The 23,049-nt window shown below is 34.5% G+C and carries 21 protein-coding genes; 14 read left to right on the forward strand and 7 right to left on the reverse strand.

Annotation, left to right across the window (positions count from 1 at the left end):
* The first annotated feature begins 192 nt into the window (after positions 1–192).
* The 8 genes from IP023_RS00835 (at position 193) to coaA (ending at position 9,056) form a co-directional block, all read left to right on the forward strand.
* Entirely contained in the window at positions 193–2,400 is a 2,208-nt protein-coding gene (locus IP023_RS00835) for a RelA/SpoT family protein (protein WP_241788347.1), read from the forward strand.
* 80 nt (positions 2,401–2,480) lie between these two features.
* Positions 2,481–2,978, forward strand: a complete 498-nt coding sequence (locus tag IP023_RS00840; protein ID WP_241788348.1) for a Fur family transcriptional regulator — start codon at positions 2,481–2,483, stop codon at positions 2,976–2,978.
* 116 nt (positions 2,979–3,094) lie between these two features.
* Complete coding sequence (locus IP023_RS00845) at positions 3,095–4,369, forward strand: adenylosuccinate synthase (RefSeq protein ID WP_241788349.1); 1,275 nt, start codon at positions 3,095–3,097, stop codon at positions 4,367–4,369.
* A 4-nt stretch (positions 4,370–4,373) separates the two neighbouring features.
* On the forward strand, positions 4,374–5,648 hold the full coding sequence (locus IP023_RS00850; RefSeq protein WP_241788350.1) for an anthranilate synthase component I family protein: 1,275 nt from the start codon (positions 4,374–4,376) through the stop codon (positions 5,646–5,648).
* 371 nt (positions 5,649–6,019) lie between these two features.
* On the forward strand, positions 6,020–7,249 hold the full coding sequence (locus IP023_RS00855) for a nucleoside recognition domain-containing protein (protein ID WP_241788351.1): 1,230 nt from the start codon (positions 6,020–6,022) through the stop codon (positions 7,247–7,249).
* Between the two features lie 12 nt (positions 7,250–7,261).
* The gene (locus IP023_RS00860; RefSeq protein ID WP_241788352.1) at positions 7,262–7,630 is read left to right on the forward strand and encodes a methylglyoxal synthase; all 369 of its coding nucleotides are present in this window, start codon (positions 7,262–7,264) and stop codon (positions 7,628–7,630) included.
* 10 nt (positions 7,631–7,640) lie between these two features.
* Complete coding sequence (locus IP023_RS00865; protein WP_241788353.1) at positions 7,641–8,045, forward strand: OsmC family protein; 405 nt, start codon at positions 7,641–7,643, stop codon at positions 8,043–8,045.
* Between the two features lie 54 nt (positions 8,046–8,099).
* Positions 8,100–9,056 (forward strand): type I pantothenate kinase, encoded by a 957-nt coding sequence (gene coaA / locus IP023_RS00870; protein ID WP_241788354.1) that lies wholly within the window; start codon positions 8,100–8,102, stop codon positions 9,054–9,056.
* Here coaA and IP023_RS00875 read toward each other — a convergent pair.
* Positions 9,043–9,912 carry a mechanosensitive ion channel family protein gene (locus IP023_RS00875; RefSeq protein ID WP_241788355.1) on the reverse strand — a complete coding sequence of 290 codons (870 nt, stop codon included), beginning with the start codon at positions 9,910–9,912 and terminating at the stop codon, positions 9,043–9,045. The two genes, coaA and IP023_RS00875, sit on opposite strands and share 14 nt — an antisense overlap.
* Before the next feature lie 137 nt (positions 9,913–10,049).
* Here IP023_RS00875 and IP023_RS00880 point away from each other — a divergent pair, with 137 nt between their 5' ends.
* Complete coding sequence (locus IP023_RS00880; protein ID WP_241788356.1) at positions 10,050–11,003, forward strand: acetyl-CoA carboxylase carboxyltransferase subunit alpha; 954 nt, start codon at positions 10,050–10,052, stop codon at positions 11,001–11,003.
* Positions 11,004–11,077: 74 nt separating this feature from the next.
* On the opposite strand, the gene IP023_RS00885 is transcribed toward IP023_RS00880, so the two are convergent.
* The 6 genes from IP023_RS00885 to IP023_RS00910 all read right to left on the reverse strand — a co-directional run bounded on the left by IP023_RS00885 (position 11,078) and on the right by IP023_RS00910 (position 17,957).
* Complete coding sequence (locus tag IP023_RS00885; RefSeq protein ID WP_241788357.1) at positions 11,078–11,794, reverse strand: class I SAM-dependent methyltransferase; 717 nt, start codon at positions 11,792–11,794, stop codon at positions 11,078–11,080.
* Between the two features lie 100 nt (positions 11,795–11,894).
* Positions 11,895–13,199, reverse strand: coding sequence for an RIP metalloprotease RseP (gene rseP, locus IP023_RS00890; protein WP_241788358.1), 1,305 nt, complete (start codon positions 13,197–13,199; stop codon positions 11,895–11,897).
* Positions 13,200–13,209: 10 nt separating this feature from the next.
* The gene (locus tag IP023_RS00895) at positions 13,210–14,376 is read right to left on the reverse strand and encodes a 1-deoxy-D-xylulose-5-phosphate reductoisomerase (RefSeq protein WP_241788359.1); all 1,167 of its coding nucleotides are present in this window, start codon (positions 14,374–14,376) and stop codon (positions 13,210–13,212) included.
* A gap of 7 nt (positions 14,377–14,383) precedes the next feature.
* Complete coding sequence (locus tag IP023_RS00900) at positions 14,384–15,175, reverse strand: hypothetical protein (protein WP_241788360.1); 792 nt, start codon at positions 15,173–15,175, stop codon at positions 14,384–14,386.
* 157 nt (positions 15,176–15,332) lie between these two features.
* Complete coding sequence (locus tag IP023_RS00905) at positions 15,333–17,486, reverse strand: S9 family peptidase (RefSeq protein ID WP_241788361.1); 2,154 nt, start codon at positions 17,484–17,486, stop codon at positions 15,333–15,335.
* 132 nt (positions 17,487–17,618) lie between these two features.
* Positions 17,619–17,957, reverse strand: coding sequence for a DUF3276 family protein (locus IP023_RS00910; protein WP_241788362.1), 339 nt, complete (start codon positions 17,955–17,957; stop codon positions 17,619–17,621).
* Between the two features lie 248 nt (positions 17,958–18,205).
* Between IP023_RS00910 and IP023_RS00915 the strand changes: the two genes are divergently transcribed.
* The 5 genes from IP023_RS00915 (at position 18,206) to purN (ending at position 22,975) form a co-directional block, all read left to right on the forward strand.
* On the forward strand, positions 18,206–19,063 hold the full coding sequence (locus IP023_RS00915; RefSeq protein ID WP_241788363.1) for a LiaF transmembrane domain-containing protein: 858 nt from the start codon (positions 18,206–18,208) through the stop codon (positions 19,061–19,063).
* 6 nt (positions 19,064–19,069) lie between these two features.
* A complete protein-coding gene (locus IP023_RS00920) occupies positions 19,070–20,116 on the forward strand; it encodes a sensor histidine kinase (protein WP_241788364.1) in 1,047 nt (348 codons plus the stop codon).
* Positions 20,109–20,846: a LytR/AlgR family response regulator transcription factor gene (locus tag IP023_RS00925; protein WP_241788365.1), complete on the forward strand. Its 738-nt coding sequence runs from the start codon at positions 20,109–20,111 to the stop codon at positions 20,844–20,846. The genes IP023_RS00920 and IP023_RS00925 overlap by 8 nt, the downstream gene beginning before the upstream one ends.
* Positions 20,847–20,871: 25 nt before the next feature.
* Positions 20,872–22,302 carry a serine hydrolase domain-containing protein gene (locus IP023_RS00930; RefSeq protein WP_241788366.1) on the forward strand — a complete coding sequence of 477 codons (1,431 nt, stop codon included), beginning with the start codon at positions 20,872–20,874 and terminating at the stop codon, positions 22,300–22,302.
* A 100-nt stretch (positions 22,303–22,402) separates the two neighbouring features.
* Positions 22,403–22,975: a phosphoribosylglycinamide formyltransferase gene (gene purN / locus IP023_RS00935; RefSeq protein ID WP_241788367.1), complete on the forward strand. Its 573-nt coding sequence runs from the start codon at positions 22,403–22,405 to the stop codon at positions 22,973–22,975.
* Positions 22,976–23,049: the final 74 nt, after the last annotated feature.

The following is a 23,049-nucleotide window of genomic DNA, read 5'->3' on the forward strand; positions in this document are numbered from 1 at the left end:
AAAAAAGAAACTAAAAAAGTTATGATTATAATTTTTCTACAGCGCATTATTTTTTAAGTTCGAATTAGTTGCTTACGTTTATTTTTTGTCTATATTTATTTTTGTACAAAAAAACAACTCACTAACAATAATATTTTAATATAAAAATATAACTTTAGTCTGAAATTACGAAATAAATAAACGAGGGTGGTTATGGAAGAATATGTGATTGATATTGAAGCCGAAAACAAAGAAATTAGAAAGAGATATAGAGCATTGCTTCGTGCTTGTAAACCAACCTTACAAAAAGGAGACAAACAACAAATCCGCAAGGCCTTTGATTTAGCGCTCGAGAGCCACAAAGATATGCGTCGCAAATCTGGGGAGCCCTATATTTACCATCCTATCGCAGTTGCTCAAATTGCAGCGGAAGAAATAGGGTTGGGTACTACTTCTATTGTCTGTGCACTTTTACATGATGTAGTTGAAGACACTTCCATTACATTACTTAATATTGAAGAACAATTCGGAAAGAAAGTAGCTAAAATAATAGATGGCCTAACAAAAATATCTGGAATATTCGACCCAAATAGCTCTATACAAGCAGAGAATTTCAGAAAGATGCTCTTGACACTGGCTGATGATGTTCGTGTAATTCTAATCAAATTGGCAGATCGGCTACACAATATGCGTACCATGGAATTCATGGCGCGCCATAAACAATTGAAAATAGCATCAGAAACAAGCTATCTATATGCCCCGCTAGCACATCGTCTAGGTTTATATGCTATAAAATCGGAATTAGAAGATTTGTCAATGAAATATACAGATCCTGATACGTATAAATTTATTGCTAAAAAACTAAATGAAAAAAAGGCTGAACGTGAGAAATTTGTTACTGCTTTCGTAGCCCCAATAAAAGAAATACTCGAAGAGCAAGATATTCGTGCGCAAGTATTTGGCCGTCCCAAATCAATACATTCCATTTGGAACAAAATGCGTAAAAAATCAATCCCTTTTGAAGAAGTTTATGATTTATTTGCTATTCGCGTAATCATTGACACTTCATTAGAAAAAGAAAAAACTGAGTCTTGGAAAGTATACTCCATCATCACGGATCTATATCGTCCAAATCCAGACCGTCTACGTGATTGGATCTCTACACCGAAAGGCAATGGCTATGAGTCTCTACACACTACTGTAATGGGCCCCAAAGGACAATGGGTAGAAGTACAGATTCGTACCAAACGCATGAATGAGATTGCAGAGAAAGGCTTTGCTGCGCATTGGAAATATAAAGAGTCAAATACTGACAATGGTTTAGATCAATGGATTCAAAAAGTACGTGATATTTTGAGTAATTCAGATCAAAATGCGATTGACTTTTTGGATGATTTCAAAATGAATTTATTTTCAGATGAGATATTTATTTTCACTCCAAAAGGGACATTGATACAGCTTCCAAACGGTGCCACAGCATTAGATTTTGCTTTCGAAATACACACTGATATTGGTGCAACCTGCATTGGAGCTAAAGTAAATCATAAATTAGTACCTCTGAGTCACCCGTTGCAAAATGGCGACCAAGTAGAAATCATTACTTCTAGTAAACAAGCTCCAAAAGAAGATTGGTTAGGTTTTGTGGTTACCGCAAAAGCGAAATCTAAAATTAAATCTTCCTTAAAGGAGGAAAAACGCAGAATTGCCGAAGATGGTAAAGAGATTTTAGAACGTAAACTAAAATCGCTCAAAATCACGTATAACACGGATAATATCAATAAAATCGCCAATTTCTTTAAACTTCCTAGCTCACAGGATCTATTCGTTAATGTGGCCAAAGGTGCGATTGATATTAAAAATCTACGTGAATTTGCTGCCAATGAAAAATTAAACGAGCCTATTCAAAATCAATTCAATACCCATATCTCTGGTCTCGTTGATAAAATTGACAAAAAAAATGCAGACACTATTCTCATAGGCGATGATTTCCAAAAAGTAGATTATACATTAGCACCATGTTGCAATCCTATACCTGGAGATGACATCTTTGGATTTTTAACTGTCAATGATGGTATAAAAATACATCGTACCTCATGCCCCAATGCGTCAAAACTAATGGCAAACTATGGCTACCGTATTTTGAAAGCTAAATGGGCGTCCTCTAAACAAGAAACCTGCTTCCTTACAGGGATCCGTTTGGTGGGAATCGATGATGTCGGTTTGGTAAATAAATTGACAACAGTTATATCCCAAGAATTCAAAGTAAATATTCGATCCCTTTCGATTTCTAGTAATGAAGGTATCTTTGAAGGAAATATCATGGTAAATGTAAATAATTTGGAACAATTAGATAATCTAATTAATCACTTACATGAAGTTTCTGGAATAACAAGCGTATCACGTTACGAATCAGAAAATTAACACCCAAATGACGCGCATATTTCAAAAGGTGTGAAAAATAGAATAGAATTTGGTAAATTTGTGAAGGAGCAAGTATTAACATGAATCAAGTGGAAAATTACGAAACCGTAAAAAAAATATTCGAAGCTTACTTAGAGAACAAAAATCTAAGAAAGACTCCAGAGCGCTATGCCATTTTGGAAGAAATCTATTCGCGCACGGATCACTTCGATGTAGAGTCTCTCTATATACACATGAAAAACAAAAAGTATCGTGTAAGCCGTGCTACGGTATACAATACATTAGAGCTTTTAGTTTCTTGTGATTTAGTGACTAAGCATCAATTTGGGCGCAATATGGCACAATTTGAGAAGTCTTATGGCTACAAGCAACATGACCACGTAATCTGCATTGACTGTAACAAAGTAGTAGAATTTTGTGACCCTCGTATTCATCAAATACAAACTATGATTGGTGATTTATTGAATTTTGAGGTAAAGCATCATTCCTTAAATTTGTACGGTGTTTGTCAAAGCTGTCAGTTGTTGCGTGCCAACAATGATAAAAATAAAACGAGTAAGGAAGTAATTTCAAATTAATTCCTATAACTACTTTTTAAATATTAAATTTGTTCGGAAAATCGCAATAGCATTTTCCGAACATTGTTTTTTAGACGTATATAGAAATTTCAATTTTAATCTCAAAATAATACATTATGCAAGTTGATGTGCTATTGGGCTTACAATGGGGCGACGAAGGTAAAGGTAAAATCGTGGACGTATTATGTCCGCAGTACGATTTAATCGCGCGTTTCCAAGGAGGTCCTAATGCCGGACACACACTAGAGTTTGACAACAAAAAATTTGTTTTAAACACTATTCCTTCAGGTATTTTCCATACAAAAACCTTAAATCTTATAGGTAATGGTGTCGTAATCGACCCTATTATTTTAAAAAGAGAATTAGACAATCTTAAAGCTGCTGGATTTGATCCTGTAGGTGCTGGTAAATTAGTATTAGCGCGTAAAGCTCACCTTATCTTACCTACACACCAATTATTAGATGCTGCTTCAGAATCTAAAATGGGGGATGGTAAAATTGGTTCTACCCTAAAAGGTATCGGCCCTACTTACATGGACAAAACTGGCCGTAATGGTCTACGTGTAGGCGACACTACGCTTCCTGATTTTAAAGAGCGTTATGAGAAATTGAAAGAAAAACACCTTAATATCTTATCACACTACGGTGAAGTTCCTGACTTCAAAGAGCGTGAAGAAGCTTTCTTAGCAGCTATTGAATTTATAAAATCTATCCCTCATGTGGACTCAGAGCATTTAGTAAATCAATACCTAAAAGAAGGTAAAAAAGTATTAGCTGAAGGTGCTCAAGGTACATTATTGGATATTGACTTCGGTTCTTACCCATTTGTTACTTCTTCAAATACCACTACTGCAGGTGCATGTACAGGTCTAGGTATTGCTCCAAATAAAATTGGCGGCGTACTAGGGATCTTTAAAGCATACTGTACACGTGTGGGTGGCGGTCCTTTCCCTACAGAATTAGACAATGAAGTAGGAGAGAAATTACGTCAATTGGGCCATGAATTTGGTGCTACTACAGGTCGTGCCCGTCGTACAGGATGGATTGATATTCCAGCATTGAAATATGCAATCATGTTGAACGGTGTTACAGAATTGGTAATGATGAAAGCTGACGTATTGGATACTTTCGAAACTATCTATGCATGTACACATTACAAGCACGATGGTGAAGTGATCGACTATATGCCTTACGACATCAATTCTATCAAACCAGAGCCTATCTTAGAAGAAATCGAAGGATGGAATCAAGATTTGACAGGTATTCGTACAAAAGAAGAGATTCCTACGGCATTAGCTAATTACATTGCTTACTTGGAGAAAGCATTAGAAGTGCCTATCAAGTATTTGTCTGTAGGTCCTGATCGTACACAAACTATTATATTGAAGTAATAGCATGGCTAAAGCCATTTTTGAAGTTGACATATTGACTTTTGAAGCAAAAGCCCTGCAATGGGCTCAGCAATTCAATGAAGTATGTTTTCTACAATCTAATGGTTATACCGACGAATATACCCGTATTCAAAGCCTTTTGGCTGTAGATGCAGCCTATTCATTCAAAGCAATGGATAGCAATGCTTTTGAGGGGCTTGAAAAATTTAGAGCCAAGCATGCAGATCAATGTATGCTTGGCTTTTTTTCGTATGACCTCAAAAATGAGGTAGAACAGCTCGAAACTACTTTTCCCAATCGATTAGGTTTCCCTGAGAGCTACTTTTTCATACCACGTATTCTTATTCATTTTTCAAAGGGCTCTTTGGTAATTGACGCAGATAACCCGCAGGATATATTTAATAGCATAGAACAAATTACGGTAGTAAATGAACCTACGCATTTGACTTCCATTAAGATCAATAATCGTCTTTCAAAACTACAATACTTTGCGGCATTTGAAAAAATGATGGAGCATATCCGACGTGGAGATATATATGAAGTAAACCTATGCCAGGAATTCTTCGCCGAAAAGGTAGAAATAAACCCGCTGTCCGTGTACCAAAAATTGAATAGCATATCTCCTACTCCATTCTCTACCTTTTTCAAATTAGGTGATAATTATATATTGTCAGCTTCGCCCGAGCGATTTATGGCAAAAAGAGGAAATACATTGTTATCTCAACCGATTAAAGGTACTGCAGCTCGAGGAAATAATGCACAGGAAGATGCTTTTCAAATAGAGACCCTCCGTAATAACCCAAAGGAAATTGCCGAAAATGTTATGATTGTTGATCTGGTACGCAATGATATGACACGATCAGCAATGCCAGGCACAGTAAATGCGGCACGTAAGCTAGAGGTACATTCCTTCAAACAAGTACATCAGCTAATATCAACTATTACCTGTACTCAAGATCCAAATATTTCGGATATTGAGGTTCTCAAAAATGCATTCCCTCCGGGCTCAATGACTGGAGCACCAAAAATATCAGCCATGCAACTTTGTGATTTATACGAAAATTCTAGACGCGGAATTTACGCTGGTTGTGTAGGGTATTTTGCTGCAAATGGGGATTTTGATTTTAATGTAATTATACGCACCTTATTATACAATAGTAGTACACAATATCTATCCTTTCATACTGGTGGAGCAATAACTATAGATGCAGACGCCGAAAAAGAATATCAAGAATGCCTACTCAAAGCATCAGGTATTTTAAAAACACTAGAGGCTTAAACAAAATCTACTACATCCTACTACAAACTGATCTTTAGTTAAACAATCTATTATTCTATAGATTAGTACATATCCATACCGATATATACTGGTAATCTATAATTGTACTATACCCTTACAACGAGTAATACCTTTGCAAGGTATGAATTAAAGGTATTTATACATCAGCTGACACCCTCAAAAGAAATCCCTAAAATAATCTTAATCGTAAAAACACAATGGTAAGGCTATAAAAAATTGCCCTTCAATATATTATTAGGTCAGCCTGTGTCATTATATCAGCAATATTAATAAAACAGCAAAATATTGCAAAAATCAAGTTGTGAGAATCTCGTATAAACCTTACATTTATGCCAAATAACTAACTTAACATGGCATTAAATTACGTCTGGGTATCATTTTTCTTAATAACATTTATTGTTGCAATAATAAAGTTAATCGGTGGAGACACAGAAGTATTCCAAAATATTGTAAAATCACTCTTCGATAGCGCAGCAAATGGAGCTACCATTTCATTAGGCTTAATCGGCATGATGACTTTTGCATTGGGTATTATGAAAATAGGCGAAAAAGGTGGTATGATTAACGTATTCGCAAGAATTGTAGGTCCATTTTTTCATAAATTATTTCCCGAAATCCCCAAAAATCATCCTGCATTAGGTTCCATTCTAATGAACTTTTCAGCAAATGCTTTAGGTTTAGATAATGCTGCTACTCCACTAGGGTTAAAAGCAATGAAAGAATTGCAAGAATTAAACCCAAATAAAGACACAGCAAGTAATGCACAAATTATGTTCATTGTATTGAATGCATCCAGTTTGACATTACTACCTATTTCAATCATGGCATACCGCCAAGAAGCAGGTGCAGCACAACCATCAGATGTATTTTTACCTATATTAATTGCTACCTTTTTTTCTACTTTAGCCGCGTTAATACTCGTATCTATCTACCAAAAAATAAACCTTCTTAACAAAACTGTGCTCTTGTATTTAGGTTCACTTTCATTTATTATTGGTGGTTTATTGTACTATTTCTCTACCCAAGAACAAGAGCAAATAGAGATTATCTCTAGAGTAGTAGGTAATGTAGCGTTATTCTCCATTTTTATATCATTCATAGCACTAGCCTTTATCAAAAAAATAAATGCATACGATGCTTTTATAGAAGGAGCAAAAGAAGGATTTAGTATCGCCGTAAATATTATTCCGTATCTTGTAGCTATTTTAGTTGCTATAGCTGTATTTAGAGCTTCAGGAACCATGGATTATCTCGTTAATGGTATTGCATATTTATTTGCTACATTGGGTTTGGACACCTCTTTTGTAGAAGCCTTACCAGTAGCTTTCATGAAACCTTTGAGTGGCTCTGGAGCCAGAGGATTGATGGTAGATTTAATGAATGCCAAAGGAGCGGATGATTTTGCTTCTCGCGTAGCCTGTGTTATTCAAGGTTCAACAGAAACAACATTCTACGTATTAGCAGTTTATTTTGGGTCCGTAGCGATTAAAAATACAAGACATGCTTTACCTTGTGCTTTGATTGCTGAAGCCGTAGGTGTAATTGCTGCAATCATAGTAGCTTATATATTCTTTACATAAAAAACTAAATATATGAAGACCATTGCATTAATTGCCCATGATGGAAAAAAAGCTGAAATGGTAGGTTTTGTAAAAGACCACATCGCATTTTTGCGCAAAGCGAAGCTTGTAGCCACCGGTACAACAGGTACCTATATACAACAAACAGGATTAGCGGTAGAGTTGAAATTAAGTGGCCCTAAAGGTGGTGATGCACAAATTGCAGCTATGACTGCCGAAGGAAAAATTGCTGGTATTATATTCTTTAGAGATCCACTGGGCAAACATCCACATGAACCAGATATTCAAATGTTGATGCGTATTTGTGATTTATACAATGTACCATTAGCGACCAATCCTGCTACAGGATCTTTAATAATAGAGGGTTTACTAGAAGATTAATTCTTAATAAATGACGCCAGCAGTTATAGTCAAAATAGGAAGAGATAAATATCAAACAGAGGTTTTAATAGACAAACATCAGATTATCGTTGATGAACCTGAAGATATTGGAGGTCATGATTTAGGCCCAACACCTATGAGCCTGCTCCTATCCTCCTTAGGTACATGCAAAGCTATTACAATGCGTATGTATGCTGACCAAAAGAATTGGGCCCTAGAGAAAATAGAGATCAATTTGGATATAGATATTGTTAAGAATGGAATTGAACAACTAACACATATTACTATCGGAGTAAAGTTATTTGGTGAATTAGATGATCTGCAACGTGAACGTATCTTAAAAGTTGCCGAGAAATGTCCTGTTCAAAAAATATTAAGTAATCCTATCTACATAAAAACACATATCGTCCAATAATAATCTATTTATTATAGGTTCAAGATAGTATATTTGCGCTTTAAAAAATATAGCATGACCTCATTGCAAGAAGAGATGGTATTAAGTGGTCCATATGAAAAATTTGGACGTAAAGAGTGGAAAAATTTGAACGGTCACTTCAATTTAAATATAGAAGCAGCCGATCTACACAAATTACATGCACTAAACGAACCACTTACGATCCAAGAAATAGAAGAAATATACTTTCCTCTTGCACATCTTATAGAGCTACATATTCAGAACTACGTACAAGTACACGAAGCACGTAAATCATTCTTCCAACGTGATCAAAAGAAATTACCTTTTATCATCGGTATTGCAGGATCTGTCGCTGCGGGAAAAAGCACTACGGCGCGTGTTCTTCGTAAAGTGCTCTCATTGTTGCCACAAAAGCCTAAAGTAGAATTAGTCACTACCGATGGATTCTTATATCCTAATAAAATCCTTGTTGAAAAGAATATCCTTAATAGAAAAGGTTTTCCGGAGAGCTACGACACAAAGAAATTATTAAATTTCCTATCCGCTATGAAATCGGGTAATCCTACATTTAATGTTCCTGTTTACTCCCATTTGGAATACGATATTTTACAAAATGAAGATCAAAAAATTGATCATCCTGATATCTTGATTGTTGAAGGGATCAATGTACTTCAAGTAAACTCTCAAAAAGGACAAAATAACAAAGTTTTCGTTTCGGACTTTTTCGATTATTCTATCTATGTTGACGCTTTAGAAAAAGATATTATAACCTGGTATATTGAGCGATTTGAGTCATTAAGAGCTACAGCCTTTCAAGATCCTACTTCGTATTTCCACAAATATGCCGATATGACCATTGCTGAAAGCACAGATATGGCTACGCAGATATGGAACGAGATCAACAAACCCAATCTCCATGACAATATACTACCTACTAAGTATAGAGCTGATTTAATATTGAAAAAAGGATCCAATCACTTCGTAAAAAATATACGCGTTAGGAAGCTTTAGTTCGAAGAGTTTCCATCAAAAGAATCTGCTTTAAGATTTCATTTTCGATTTGCTTATGCAAATAATTGCTACTACTCGTGGCATGCAATTCTATTTTATAGCGTACATAATCCTTTCCTACTTCATTTATATTGAGATCAATAGATGAATTAGGGTCTAGATTAGGATGATTAATAAGTAAAGACCTTATTTCATTCTCCAAATCCAAAAGATTGGTTGCCATAGCGATCGGAAGTTCAAATCTAACGGTAAACAAATTGGAGCGATGTGCCGATAAATTAACCATGGAATTCGTGAATACAAGATTATTAGGGATCATCACGATATCGTCTTCTTCATTTTGTAATTCTATGTGTGCAAAAGTGATATCTACGATTCGCCCTTTATGATCGCCTACCTTAATACGATCGCCTACAGAAAGTTGCTCTGAAAACATAATAAACAATCCACTTATCATATTCGTGATATAATCGCGTAGAATTACAGCGATCGCCATGGCTACGATTGTCAAACTTGTTAAGAACTCGATAGGTTTTATCCCAAAGGCTATCATAATAGCTATGACAACGAAAATAAAATTCAAAACGGCTGTTAAACGATTTATCCCTAGCACAAAATTACCTCGTACTGTACGATTAGCATGTCGGGCATTATAAAAGGAAATAATTGTAAGCCTAGTGATTGAAAAAACGATACTGGGTACTAAGAAATAATTAAGTCCAACTATTGGATGTAATAAATACTTTTTTTCACCAATATTATCAATGCTGCCAAGAATAATAAAACTTGTAATTACTAATACTATCTTAACAACAAAAGTTAATAGTTGTCTAATCTTGCTGCCTTTTTGATCCATACTTATTCTAATAACCCACAAAAATACTAATTTACTAAATTTTGCTGAAATGGCATATTCAATTATGCCATAAAAGAGGTTTTCAATTCCAAAAAAATAAGTTAACTTAGCCGATTCTAAGACGTAAAAGTTTTTATATGAAGACAACATTTGATTTTGAAAAACCGATTGCAGATTTGCAAACTCAAATAGAAAAAGTACATCAAGTAGCTGAAAAAACTAAAGTAAGCATGAGTGCTACTATTAGTGAACTTGAGGAAAAATTAGAGCAAACGAAACTCGATGTGTATAAAAATATGTCAGGATGGCAAAAAGTGCAAATGTCTAGACATGCCGATCGTCCCCAGACATTTGACTACATCGAAATGATTTGTGATGAGTTTGTAGAATTACACGGTGACAGAACAGTTAAAGACGATAAAGCTATCGTAGGTGGTTTTGCGTCTATCAATGGCGAGTCTGTGATGATTATTGGTCATCAAAAAGGTAAAAACACCAAAGAAAGACAATTTCGTAATTTCGGGATGGCTAATCCAGAAGGATACCGTAAGGCTTTACGCTTAATGAAAATGGCAGAGAAATTTAATAAACCTGTTGTTACATTGATCGATACTATGGGTGCTTACCCAGGTTTGGAAGCTGAAGAACGCGGCCAAGGAGAAGCTATAGCGCGTAACCTACTAGAGATGTCAGTATTGAAAGTCCCTATTATCTGTATTGTTATCGGTGAAGGAGCTTCTGGTGGTGCATTGGGTATTGGTATCGGTGATCGTGTATATATGATGGAAAATACTTGGTATTCGGTGATCTCTCCAGAGTCATGTTCATCTATCTTGTGGAGAAGCTGGGATCATAAAGAAAGAGCTGCTGAAGCATTGAAATTGACAGGCGAAAATATGCTATCTAATGGTTTGATAGATGGAATTATCCCTGAGCCATTAGGTGGAGCACACCAAAACCCTCTTGTTGCAGCTGAATTTGTAAAGAATCAAATCTTGTCAGATTTAACTGTATTGAAAGCTAAAGATAAAGAAACACTTGTTGCAGAGCGTATCGACAAATTCAGTAAAATGGGTGTTGTAAACGAATAATAAGCTGTTTGAACAATACACAAAAGCCTCCATGGATCCATGGAGGCTTTTGTGTATATAAATATGTAGAGCTATTACTTAAAGGCTACATAACTTGCGAAGCACAAATTCTTGTGCAATATATCAACTTCTTTAAATCCTACATGACGTAATAAATCCAATTGATACATCAGTGGACGTGGTGAGTCTTCCTTCTCTATATATGCAAATACCTCATCACGATATTTTTCATCCTTTAGTGACGTGAGATACCTCCCATATCTATCGTCATAAATAAGCTGTTGTAAAGAAGGGGTTGCCTGTTTTACTAAATCAAATATCCAGATACTACCGCCGGGTTTCAACCATCGATAAAAATTAGAAAACGACGTTTCCCAATCGGCGTCATCACGAAGATGATGCAATACAGCTGTCGCCATGATGACATCGAACGTTTCCTCCCCTACCGACAAGTCTCTAAAATCACCCTTTACGATTTTTGTCGTACCAGCAGTATTCAGTGCTTCAACCCGCTCTTGTGCTTTAAGAAGCATAGGCATACTTAAATCAGAAAGTGTCATGTGCATTGGAGAGGTATATTGTAGTAACTTGACATCATAGTTGCCCGCACCGCAGCCTATGTCTAACACAGATGATAACTGAGGATAGTATTTTGCTATACCTTGTGCCATCAATTCCATATTGAAAGAAGAATCGAGTGTGGTAAGCTGTCCCGTTTCTAAATTTGAAAACCGTCTAACATCATGATCAAAGCGATTCTCAATTTCCGCAAGTGTAGATTTATTTTGCATAGCGATTATGAATATATCTAAAGCTAAATATAACATTTAAAAATAAAAAAGGGTTTGTGACAAATCACAAACCCTTTTTTATGCTATATTAAGAATATATCTACCACTTTATTATATCATTACCAAAGGTAAATATCATCAAAGCGATCAATATGAAGAAACCTATCATCTGTGCCGTTTCTAATACCTTTTCACTCACAGGTTTGCCTTGTATCATTTCTATCAATAAGAAGACAACATGACCACCATCTAGTGCCGGAATAGGCAATAAATTCATAAAGGCTAATGCCATAGATAAAGTACCTACAAGAGTCCAGAATTTCACCCAATCAACCGTTGTTCCAAACATCTTGGCGATTCCTACAGGGCCAGACAATGCTTTATCAGCACGTATCTCTCCTTTAAATATTTTACCAAAACCTTTAATATTATCTGTTACCACAGAAACAGCCTTGTTGATACCAATTGGTAAAGACTCCGCAAATGAATATTGTCTAGATACAATCGGTAGATTATTAAAACCCAACTTATCGGTAGTATCTGCTGCCGCCACAAGCGTAACAGGCACACCAGCTCTGCTGACATCAAGTTTAATCTCTTTTCCTTTACTCTTAGCTACTTCGGCTTGAAATTCATCTAGACGCACTACAGCAACACCATTAATAGCAATAATACTATCTCCTTTGGCCAAGCCCATATCTTTAGCTCTGGTACCTTCAATAACAGTATCTACCGGAAGCATCTTGAAGATAGGCGTTACGAATTCATTGCGTTTATGATCTGCCACATCATTCAACATCGTAGCTGGCAACGTAATATCTAAAGTTTGTCCTTGACGCTCTACTTTTAATACCGCATCCCCCATCAAGACGTCAGAAGTCATTAGATCCTTCAAAAAAAGATTTGCTTTATTACCATTTACAGCAATTATCTTATCTCCTTCTTTAAGACCAATTTTCTCACCTATTATTCCAGGCTGTACGCCCCATAGTTTTGTATTATCATAGTCAGCCTCACCATATTTAAAGGTTAGTCCCCAGAAAACAACAATACCCACAATAACATTAACGATGATACCACCAAGCATCACAATCAAACGTTGCCAAGCAGGCTTGGAACGAAATTCCCAGGGTTGAGGATCTTGTTTCAGTTGCTCTGTATCCATTGATTCGTCGATCATTCCGGCGATTTTTACATAACCCCCCAAAGGCAACCAACCAATACCATACTCTACGCCTTTATAATCAAACTTAAAAAGCTTTACCCCCCAAGCATCAAAAAATAAATAGAACTTCTCCACCTTAATTCCGAACATACGAGCGGCAAGAAAATGTCCCAATTCATGTAATATTATTAAAATTGACAGGGCTAAAATTACCTGTCCAATCATTACTAAAGTACCCATCTATATATTATTAGTGTTTTACTGTATTAAATATTAAATTTCGTGCCACACGCCTACTTTCGGAATCAAAGGCAATATAATCCTCTAAAGAAAGGTTATATTGATTTTTGACCTGACACAATGTCTCTTCTATAATAGAAGACATCCCTAAAAAAGAAACTTCATTTTTCAAAAAAGCCTCTACTACTACTTCATTTGCTGCATTCATCACACAACATCTATTTCCTCCCGCTGCCAATGTATCATAGGCAATTTGTAGATTTCTAAAAGATTCTAAATCGGGCTTTTCAAAAGTTAAGGATGGGTAATCTACGAAATTAAATCGTTTAAAATCATTTTTAAAACGATTAGGATACGTCAATGCGTACTGAATAGGTAACTTCATATCCGGTAATCCCATCTGTGCTTTCATAGAACCATCCTCAAATTGTACTAAAGAATGAATAATAGATTGAGGATGTACGATAACATCTACTTGATTAGGTTCTAAGCCAAATAACCATTTAGCTTCTATTACTTCTAACCCTTTATTCATCAAACTCGCCGAGTCAATAGTAATCTTTGCACCCATCGACCAATTAGGATGTTTCAACGCTTGTGCTAACGTCACCGATTCTAGCTCCTGGGTAGACATCCCTCTAAAAGGACCTCCTGAAGCGGTAAGATATATTTTCTCGATAGGACTAGGCTCCCCTACCAAACATTGAAAAATAGCAGAATGCTCCGAATCAACAGGTAACATTTTAACATTATGTTGTTCCACGAGCCCCATGATTAGTTCGCCAGCAACTACAAGTGTTTCTTTATTCGCTAACGCGATATCTTTACCTTTTTGAATTGCGCGCACTGTAGGCTTCAAACCTGCAGACCCCACAATAGCATTGAGTACCACATCAATCTCTTGCAGCTCTACAGCCTCTACCAACGCAGATTCACCTGACATTACGCATATTGAGGTAGCGGCCAAAGCTTCTTTTACAGTTGCATAATGTTTTTCATTAACGATAACGACGATTTTAGGTAAGAAAGCTAAAGCTTGTTCTATCAGTAGCGATACATTATTTCCCGCTGTTAATACAGAAACACTAAATTTTTCCGGAAAAGCCCTTACTACATCTAAAGCTTGCGTCCCTATGCTTCCAGTAGAACCAAGTATTGCAATATTTTTTTTCTTCAAAATGCTATTATAATATATTTTTAAACAATTCGGGATTATCACTCCCTTTATATTCTTTTATCATATCGACATAGGCTATTGCCATAACGATACTAACTGCTGGAATAATAATAAATGTATTCAATATCCCTGAGATACTCGCTAATATAGGATATTCCAAATATTCAAATGTTAGTTGAAAAATATAAGCTATCGCTAAAAATAACATCAACACCAATAAATTAATAACATTACCTTTTGTAAATGAAATACTTAATTTAAAAGCTCTAAATATGTTAAATCCTTTTTCTAAAATAAAAAATGGAAAAAATGAAATACGTATTAAAATCAACATCATCACTATCCCTGTCATGAATGGATTAAGCTGCCAGAGAATAGTATCCATTTCTACCCCAATGTACAACAACGGCATACAAAGTAATGAACATATCAAGTAAATAGCGGGTAATAATATGGAATAAATTATCAAACCCAATATAAAGTTCAAAAATTGCTTCACCGATGGCAAATAAGTTGTCAATGGTGCATGTTCAATATTATTAGCTAATAATACCGCCCTTTTTATCAGTACCAATTGTAAACCAAAAAATAAACTTACAAATACTAGCAATAATATTATTTTAATAAAATTTCCTGCTATATCATCTAGATATAATGCTAAATATGTGGACAATGTATTTGTTACAAATAACAAAAAACATAATCCAGCTACCGAAATATAGTGCTTTTTGAGAATGGTTAATGCTCGAAAAAAAACATCATTCGCTCGAAAGGTACTGTTCTTTAAAAATTCTAACATATTGATTAATAATAGTGCAAAGATGATATATTTTTTGGATTAAGACAATGATAATTTATCAATATCTATATTATTTATTAACATAAAAAATACGGTTTTGTTAGGCGCTAAAATAAATAAGGCTTCTAATATTAGAAGCCTTATTTTATATATTATTTTATAGTTTATCAAATTCCTTTGGAATAGGTTTTTCCAATAAATATTGGTAATAAAAGCGTACTCTTTCACGGAAATCATACTTCGTTTTACTACGATTCCATCCATGTCTACTTCCTGGATATATCATAAATTCAAAAGGTACATTACGATCGGTCAAGGCATCAACTAATTGCAAAGAATTTTGTAGATGAACATTATCGTCCATATCACCATGCATCAAACGTAAACCACCTTTATACTGATCTACATAATTCAAAATAGAACCATTTTTATATCCTTCAGGATTGTCTTGGGGAGTATCCATCCAACGCTCTGTATAGTGGGTATCATACAATTCCCAGCTTGTTACTGGAGCACCAGCAATACCATAATCAAAATAATCTGCCCCTTTTGTCAGGGCCAAACAGGTCATATATCCACCATAACTATGACCCGTGATCAATAACTTATCATTAGCTACATAGGGTTTATCTTTCAACCATTTAGCAACAGTGATATAATCTACCAACTCCCAATTGCCAAGGTCACGGTGCATCCATGCTACGCCTTGCTTACCAAAATGTCCCGATGCTCTGTGATCACAAGCGATCTGAATTATCCCTTCGTTGGCCCAGTATTGAGACATTGCGCCATATGGGCTCATCGAAGACGACTTCCATGTATTCTTAACTGTACCCGCATCTGGACCACCATAAATATACATGACAACAGGATATTGTTTTGATGGATCAAAATCTGTTGGATAGGTAATTACAACAGGTAAATCAAATTTGCCATCGTCAGACTTTATTGTAAGATATTCGGTTTTACCAAATTTATAATTCGCAAATTCCGGAGACTTAGAATCTGCAAGCTCTCTTATTACTTTACCTTTATTATCTACTAATGCAACTTTATTAGGTGTAGACACATTAGAATAGTTGGTAATAAAATAAGATCCATTAGGAGATACATTAACATCATGTGAATACTCACCAAAAGTTAATCTTTTCAAATTTCTACCTGTATAATCTACACGATACAAATCTGAAGTAGCTGAATTCTCCTTACGAGCCGTAAAATAAATAACTTTATTTTTTTCGTCTATATTTTTTAAAGATGTTACTTGCCAATCACCTGCTGTAATAGGGTTAAGCAATTTTCCATCTAAAGTATACAAATAATAGTGCGCCCAGCCTGTCTTATCAGATTTTAAAATGTAATGCTTGTTATCGCCTAAGTACGTGATGCGCTCATCATGATCCAAGTTTATCCATGTAGGTTGCTTTTCATCATAGATTTCTTTCTTTGCGCCATCATTAGGATTAACAGCATAAAACTTCAAATTATTCTGATCTCTGTTCATCCATTGTACCATGATAGATTTACTATCAAAGCTCCAATAGGGTTCTCCAAAATACTGGTCGTCCTTAGGATTAAAATCTGCCCACACTACTGGTGATCCTTCGACTTTAACAAAACCTATTTTTACTTCTGGGTTATCTTGACCAGCTTTAGGATAGCGGGTCTCTTCTAGGTATCCATTCTGTCCTTTGGATACATAAATTGGAAACATAGGTACTTTGGTATCATCGAATCGCATAAATGCAATTTCTTTACTATTCGGTGCCCACCAAAAAGCTTTATAATTTGTTGCTCTCCCTAATATCTCTTCGTAATAAACCCACGATGACCAACCATTATAAATAACATCTGTACCATCTGTTGTGTATTGAATCTCTTTGCCATCTTCAATATTTATAGCATATAGATTGCTCATCCTTGTAAAGGCTACATATTTTCCGTCCGGAGATAAGGTAGGATTTTGCTCTGCAATAGAAGGTGAATTGGTCAACTTCTTTTGCTCTTGCTTACCATATTTGATGTATATATCATTATTCTCTACATACACTTTTACATCATCCTTGGGTTGGGGTGTATATAATTCCTTTTTACCAGTCTTTACGTTTACGATATACGTTTTACCACTTACATTGTCATACTCCAAGTAATTATTATTATCGGCCCAACCAATATATCTATTAATAGGTTCGGTAATAGACTTCTCAATCCCCCATGCTTGATTGAAACTAAGTGGTTTTGTCTGTGCTTGTGAAGAGTGTGTAACAATGAACAAACCAAAAGTTAAAACTCCAGCAAATACTTTTTTCATCTTAAAATTAATTTTCGCTAAAATAAGAATACCCTTCATGAATATTCATACCATTATTGTAACATAATTATAATAAATAGAAAAAGTCACCTTATCCATAGGTGACTTTGTTATACTATTGAGAGAATCTTACTAAAAAGTAAAGTTATCTTTAGCGACAAGATCTTCTCTACTTTCGTAAGTACCTTCTTCTTGTCCTGGCTCGTATCTTTTCTCTATAACTTCTTGGTTGCTTTTAATATATTCAACAACACCTGTCAATCCTTCTGCAAATTTTTCAAAATCTTCTTTGTATAAGAATATTTTGTGTTTAATAAACTGACCATCTTCAAAACGTTTTTTGCTCTCCGTAATAGTCACATAGTAATCATTTGATCGTGTAGCTTTTACATCAAAAAAATAAGTACGTTTTCCAGCTCTCACCTTTTTTGAAAATACCTCTTCACGTTCTTTGTTTTCAAAATCTCCCATTAGTCTTGTTTAGTATTTAAGTTTAATCCTCTTTTAATATGTCATAAATATATAATATTTAATTTTAAACAACCAAATTTTCAGAATAAAAACATGTATATTTTATAATCTTTTTTTATTTCCAATAGAAGTATGGTATTTTCACCGAATAAATGGTTCATTTCACCGACAAAGTAAAAACTTACACCTAATTAGAATATTTGAAGCGTAAAGATGTTTCTACTTTTGAACCATAGAACAACAAACAAATGGAAACAATTAACAATACACAGCAAAAGCCCGTATTACCGCCAAGTAATAATAAAAGTTCCACAACAGTAGGTACTATTATCATCCTATTTGGTATATTCTTATTAATGAAGAATCTTGATTTGGGTTATTTCTTTCCAAATTGGTTATTTGGATGGGAAATGATATTGATTATTATCGGACTTGTTATCGGTGTAAATTCAAAATTTCAGAAAAAATCGTCTATTATACTTATCGCTATCGGTTCGATATTTTTACTTAAAGATTTATTGAATTTTTCTACCGGCAAAGTATTGATTCCTATCCTTGCTATATCAATAGGTATTTATATTATCAACCGCAATCGCAAAACAGTAGAATTACCTACTCCACCTCAAGATCCACCAAAACATCCTACAGATGAATTTGACTGGGACAAACGTGTAATAGATTTTTCTAGCGATACGAACGAACAAGCGTACAAAAATACGATTGCCCAAGAGCCTACTGCTCAAGGGCAGTATTCAAATTATTATGCAGAAAATTACTTGAAAGTAGAATCTATCTTTGGTAATGCTAAAAAAATTGTTCTTAGTAAAAACTTCTTAGGAGGTACTATAACAAATGTATTTGGTAGCACACAAGTCAATCTTTTACAAGCAGATTTACGTCAACCTATTGTTATTGATGTATTTTCCCTATTTGGAAGCACAAAGATTATTGTCCCGCCACATTGGATGGTTAATTCATCCATATCATCTATATTGAGTGAAACTGATGACCGACGAGTGATCATTAATCATGCATTTGATGATAGTAAAAAATTATACATAACAGGGACCTCGATATTTGGGAATGTAACAATAAAAAACAGTTAATGTTACATGGCAACAGAACCTTTTAAAATAAAATCTAAAAATAGTCTTATCCACCTTAGCTCGTGGATCATTTTTATTTTATACTTTATCGTGTCTTATCTTCTTCTTTGGTGGGAATTCAGACCTGCAAAGATTAATATATATGAACCATTGATAGGTTCACTTTCTATTACTGCTTGTTGTTATATTATATTTAGTTCTATGCAGTTCTATATGCCTAGAAAAAATCAATACCTAAAGATTATATTGATATGTACTACATTGACTACACTTAGTATCGTTATATCTTTATTTGTATTACTTCAATTTTTTGACATTCAATCTATAGCACATTATTATAATAATATACCCTACAAATTTATCATCAACTTTTTACTATTAACATGTGTGATGATAATCAATATTTTTTGGAATATCCAAGAAGAATACATCGATAATAAGAAACGTAAAGAAGAATCTGAGCGATTGGTTCGCGAAGCAGAATTATATAATTTACGCCAACAATTGCAGCCTCATTTTTTGTTTAATAGCTTAAATTCTATCATCGCATTGATCAGCATTCAACCAGACTTGGCAAAAAAAATGACGTTTCAGTTATCTGATTTTTTACGTGGAACACTACGCAAGGATGACACCCAGTTAATTCCGCTTTCTGATGAAATCAAACACCTTGAATTATACCTAGAAATCGAAAAAGTGAGATTTGGTCATAGATTGAATACGGCATTTAAGTATGATGAACGTATTTTACATGCAAAAGTTCCTGCTATGATAGTACAACCACTCATGGAGAATGCCATCAAACATGGACTATACAATATAACGGGTGATGTATGTATTGAAACTAACCTTACGCTAGAAAATCAAATGCTTACAATTTCTATTAGCAACCCGTTTGATGAGGATCAATTCTATAATAATAAGGGCACAGGATTTGGATTAAGCAGTATTCAAAGGAGATTATTTCTCCTTTACAGTAGAACAGACTTATTACAAATCCGTAAAAATGAACAACAATTTACCGCAACCATAAAAATACCACAACATGATTAAAGCAATTGTAATAGATGATGAACCATTAGCACGGATGATCATAAAAGGATATCTCAGTAAAGAAAGTGATATTGAAGTCGTAGCAGAATGTGGTGATGGCTTTGAGGGGGCAAAAGCGATACAAGCACACAATCCAGATCTTGTATTTTTAGATATTCAAATGCCAAAATTAACAGGTTTTGAGATGTTGGAAATATTGGACCATATGCCTCACATTGTATTTACGACAGCATTTGAGGAATTCGCAATCAAAGCATTTGAAAAATCTGCTGTAGATTATTTATTAAAGCCTATCTCAGAAGAACGATTTGAACAAGCATTACAAAAATTTAGAGGATTATATCAGAATAAACAGCCTCAAAAAGCGCTTACAGCATTAAAAGAAGAAATTGAAGAAGAGGTATTAGAAAGAATTGTGGTAAAAAACGGCACGCAAATAAAGCTTATACCGGCACAACAGATTATATTTCTTGAAGCATACGATGATTACGTTAAAATTCATACTAAAGATGGGATGTTTCTAAAAAATAAAACGATGGCCTCTTTTGAGAAGCAATTAGATGCCAAGCAATTTGTCCGTGTTCATCGTTCATTTATCATTAAAGTAGATCAATTAGCAAAAATTGAGCCTATGGAGAAAGAAAGTTATAGGGGAATTTTATTAAATGGCGAAAAAGTAAGCATTAGTAAATCAGGATATGCAAGACTTAAACAAACAATTGGTTTATAGTCATTGCATTTTGTAATTTTGCTACATGATTTACAAAGCATTTATAAGTTTCATTCTTATACTATCAAGTTTACCTATTTTTGGACAATCTTCAATAGAGGATAAAAACAGAATAGTCTATAACCGTATAGAATATTTTTTCAATACGCAACAGACGGATTCCATTTATGCATTGGCAACTGAAGATTTCCAAAAACAAGTTTCCTCGTCGGATTTTGGTTTAATCATACAATATTTTTATCAATTCGGTAAAATAAAAGAAGCTATTCCTGTATCGGCAAATAATAATATTATTGGTTACAATATTGTATTCCCAAACAAAACTAGTTACCTTCAATTGGCCGTTAATGATGATTTTAAATATTATGGCTTTACCATTAAAGACGAACCCTACATTGCAGTAGAGGCAAAGGATATCAAATCAAATGTAACAACAACCACAACGTTAGATTTCTTTGTGGATTCAATTGCTAAAACATATTTAAGCAATCCTAACACAGCATCTCTTTCTATAGGTATAATACACAATAATAAAATAAACACTTTCTTCTACGGCGAATCCATAAAAGGGGATAAAGCTTCACTACCTACAGGTAGTAGTATTTATGAGGTAGGCTCTATCTCTAAGTTATTCACTTCTATCCTACTGGCAGATTTAGTAGAGAAGAATATTATATCACTTGATGATAGCATAGCCAAATATCTACCCGATTCTGTAAAAACTAATCCATATATCCAAAAGATAACTTTTAAACAACTAGCAAATCATACGTCAGGATTAGCGCGTATTCCTTCTAACTTGGACAAAGCATTGAAATATGATGCTAAAAATCCATACGCAAATTATACACGAAAAGAGTTATATCATTACTTAAAGAGTGTACAACAAACCACAGAACCGGGTGAAATGTACGAATATAGCAACCTAGGCTTTGGGTTATTGGGTGATATTATAAGTACTATTACGCGCAAAAGTTTTGATCAAAACATTAAAGAAACGATTAGTATGCCATTGGGCATGACGAATACAGTAGAGAAGTTAGATCCAAAAACACAAAAAATGGTGGGTGTTTACAATACGGATGGCACAGCAACACTAGCATGGGATTTTCAAGCATTAGCGGGAGCAGGAGCATTAAAATCTACCACAAATGACCTGTTGCGTTTTGCGCAATATCAATTCAAAATGCCTGAAAGTAACTTGGAAAATGCACTTGCATTAACAAGACAATTTACCTACTATTTGCCGCCAAATACGGATATCGGTTTGGCATGGAATATGAACATGTCTAATGATGTGATTACTTATTGGCACAACGGAGGAACTGGTGGTAGTTCATCTTTTATAGCGATAGTTCCAGATTTAAAATCTGCCATCGTTGTATTGTCAAATTCAGCAAATTCCGTAGATGATATAAGTATAAAAATATTAGAAAAGCTATTAAACACCAAATAATCTATAACAGGAACTTAACAATAGAATTATAGTGATATAGAACAAATAGCTATATTATTTTTTTATATTTGACTATTCACTTAACATTTAAATTAAAGCTGTGAAAAAACGTATTGCTATTTTTGCATCGGGATCAGGTTCAAATGCTCAAAAGATAATGGAACACTTTAAGTATTCTGAAGAAGCTGAAGTTTCCTTAGTATTGAGTAATAATCCAGATGCCTACGTATTGCAAAGAGCCGATAATTTCGAAATACCATCACATGTATTTGACAGACAAGAGTTTTATCAAACAAATGAGATCGTTGATTTATTGAAAAGATTAAACATTGATTTAGTCGTATTGGCAGGATTCTTATGGTTAATTCCAGAAAACCTTTTGCAGGGATTTCCTAATAAAATAATCAATATTCATCCGAGCTTATTACCAAAACATGGTGGTAAAGGAATGTATGGAGATCGTGTGCACAAAGCCGTTTTAGCTGCTGGTGATGACGAACATGGTATTACTATTCACTTTGTTAATGAGAATTTTGACGAAGGAGAGGTCATTTATCAAGGACGTTTTAGGGTTGAAAAGGGAGATTCATTAGAGCTTCTAAAATTCAATGGTCAACAATTAGAACACCTACATTATCCTAAAGTGATCGAAAATCTGATTAAAAAAATATAAGCGTAAGCGTCTTTTCAAAGCCTCCAAAAAGTTAACTACTTTTTGGAGGCTTTTTTATGGTTTAGATTTCTAAC

This window comes from Sphingobacterium rhinopitheci (assembly GCF_022627575.1).
Lineage (GTDB): Bacteria > Bacteroidota > Bacteroidia > Sphingobacteriales > Sphingobacteriaceae > Sphingobacterium > Sphingobacterium rhinopitheci.

Excerpts from the sequence above, each read along its gene's own strand:
- rseP (WP_241788358.1), bottom strand. The coding sequence starts at position 13,199 with ATGGGTACTTTAGTAATGATTGGACAGGTAATTTTAGCCCTGTCAATT.
- IP023_RS00885 (WP_241788357.1), bottom strand. The coding sequence starts at position 11,794 with ATGCAAAATAAATCTACACTTGCGGAAATTGAGAATCGCTTTGATCAT.
- IP023_RS00900 (WP_241788360.1), bottom strand. The coding sequence starts at position 15,175 with ATGTTAGAATTTTTAAAGAACAGTACCTTTCGAGCGAATGATGTTTTT.
- IP023_RS00860 (WP_241788352.1), top strand. The coding sequence starts at position 7,262 with ATGAAGACCATTGCATTAATTGCCCATGATGGAAAAAAAGCTGAAATG.
- IP023_RS00840 (WP_241788348.1), top strand. The coding sequence starts at position 2,481 with ATGAATCAAGTGGAAAATTACGAAACCGTAAAAAAAATATTCGAAGCT.
- IP023_RS00910 (WP_241788362.1), bottom strand. The coding sequence starts at position 17,957 with ATGGGAGATTTTGAAAACAAAGAACGTGAAGAGGTATTTTCAAAAAAG.
- coaA (WP_241788354.1), top strand. The coding sequence starts at position 8,100 with ATGACCTCATTGCAAGAAGAGATGGTATTAAGTGGTCCATATGAAAAA.
- IP023_RS00845 (WP_241788349.1), top strand. The coding sequence starts at position 3,095 with ATGCAAGTTGATGTGCTATTGGGCTTACAATGGGGCGACGAAGGTAAA.
- IP023_RS00855 (WP_241788351.1), top strand. The coding sequence starts at position 6,020 with ATGGCATTAAATTACGTCTGGGTATCATTTTTCTTAATAACATTTATT.
- IP023_RS00835 (WP_241788347.1), top strand. The coding sequence starts at position 193 with ATGGAAGAATATGTGATTGATATTGAAGCCGAAAACAAAGAAATTAGA.
- IP023_RS00920 (WP_241788364.1), top strand. The coding sequence starts at position 19,070 with ATGGCAACAGAACCTTTTAAAATAAAATCTAAAAATAGTCTTATCCAC.
- IP023_RS00915 (WP_241788363.1), top strand. The coding sequence starts at position 18,206 with ATGGAAACAATTAACAATACACAGCAAAAGCCCGTATTACCGCCAAGT.
- IP023_RS00925 (WP_241788365.1), top strand. The coding sequence starts at position 20,109 with ATGATTAAAGCAATTGTAATAGATGATGAACCATTAGCACGGATGATC.
- IP023_RS00850 (WP_241788350.1), top strand. The coding sequence starts at position 4,374 with ATGGCTAAAGCCATTTTTGAAGTTGACATATTGACTTTTGAAGCAAAA.
- IP023_RS00875 (WP_241788355.1), bottom strand. The coding sequence starts at position 9,912 with ATGGATCAAAAAGGCAGCAAGATTAGACAACTATTAACTTTTGTTGTT.
- IP023_RS00930 (WP_241788366.1), top strand. The coding sequence starts at position 20,872 with ATGATTTACAAAGCATTTATAAGTTTCATTCTTATACTATCAAGTTTA.
- IP023_RS00865 (WP_241788353.1), top strand. The coding sequence starts at position 7,641 with ATGACGCCAGCAGTTATAGTCAAAATAGGAAGAGATAAATATCAAACA.
- IP023_RS00905 (WP_241788361.1), bottom strand. The coding sequence starts at position 17,486 with ATGAAAAAAGTATTTGCTGGAGTTTTAACTTTTGGTTTGTTCATTGTT.
- IP023_RS00880 (WP_241788356.1), top strand. The coding sequence starts at position 10,050 with ATGAAGACAACATTTGATTTTGAAAAACCGATTGCAGATTTGCAAACT.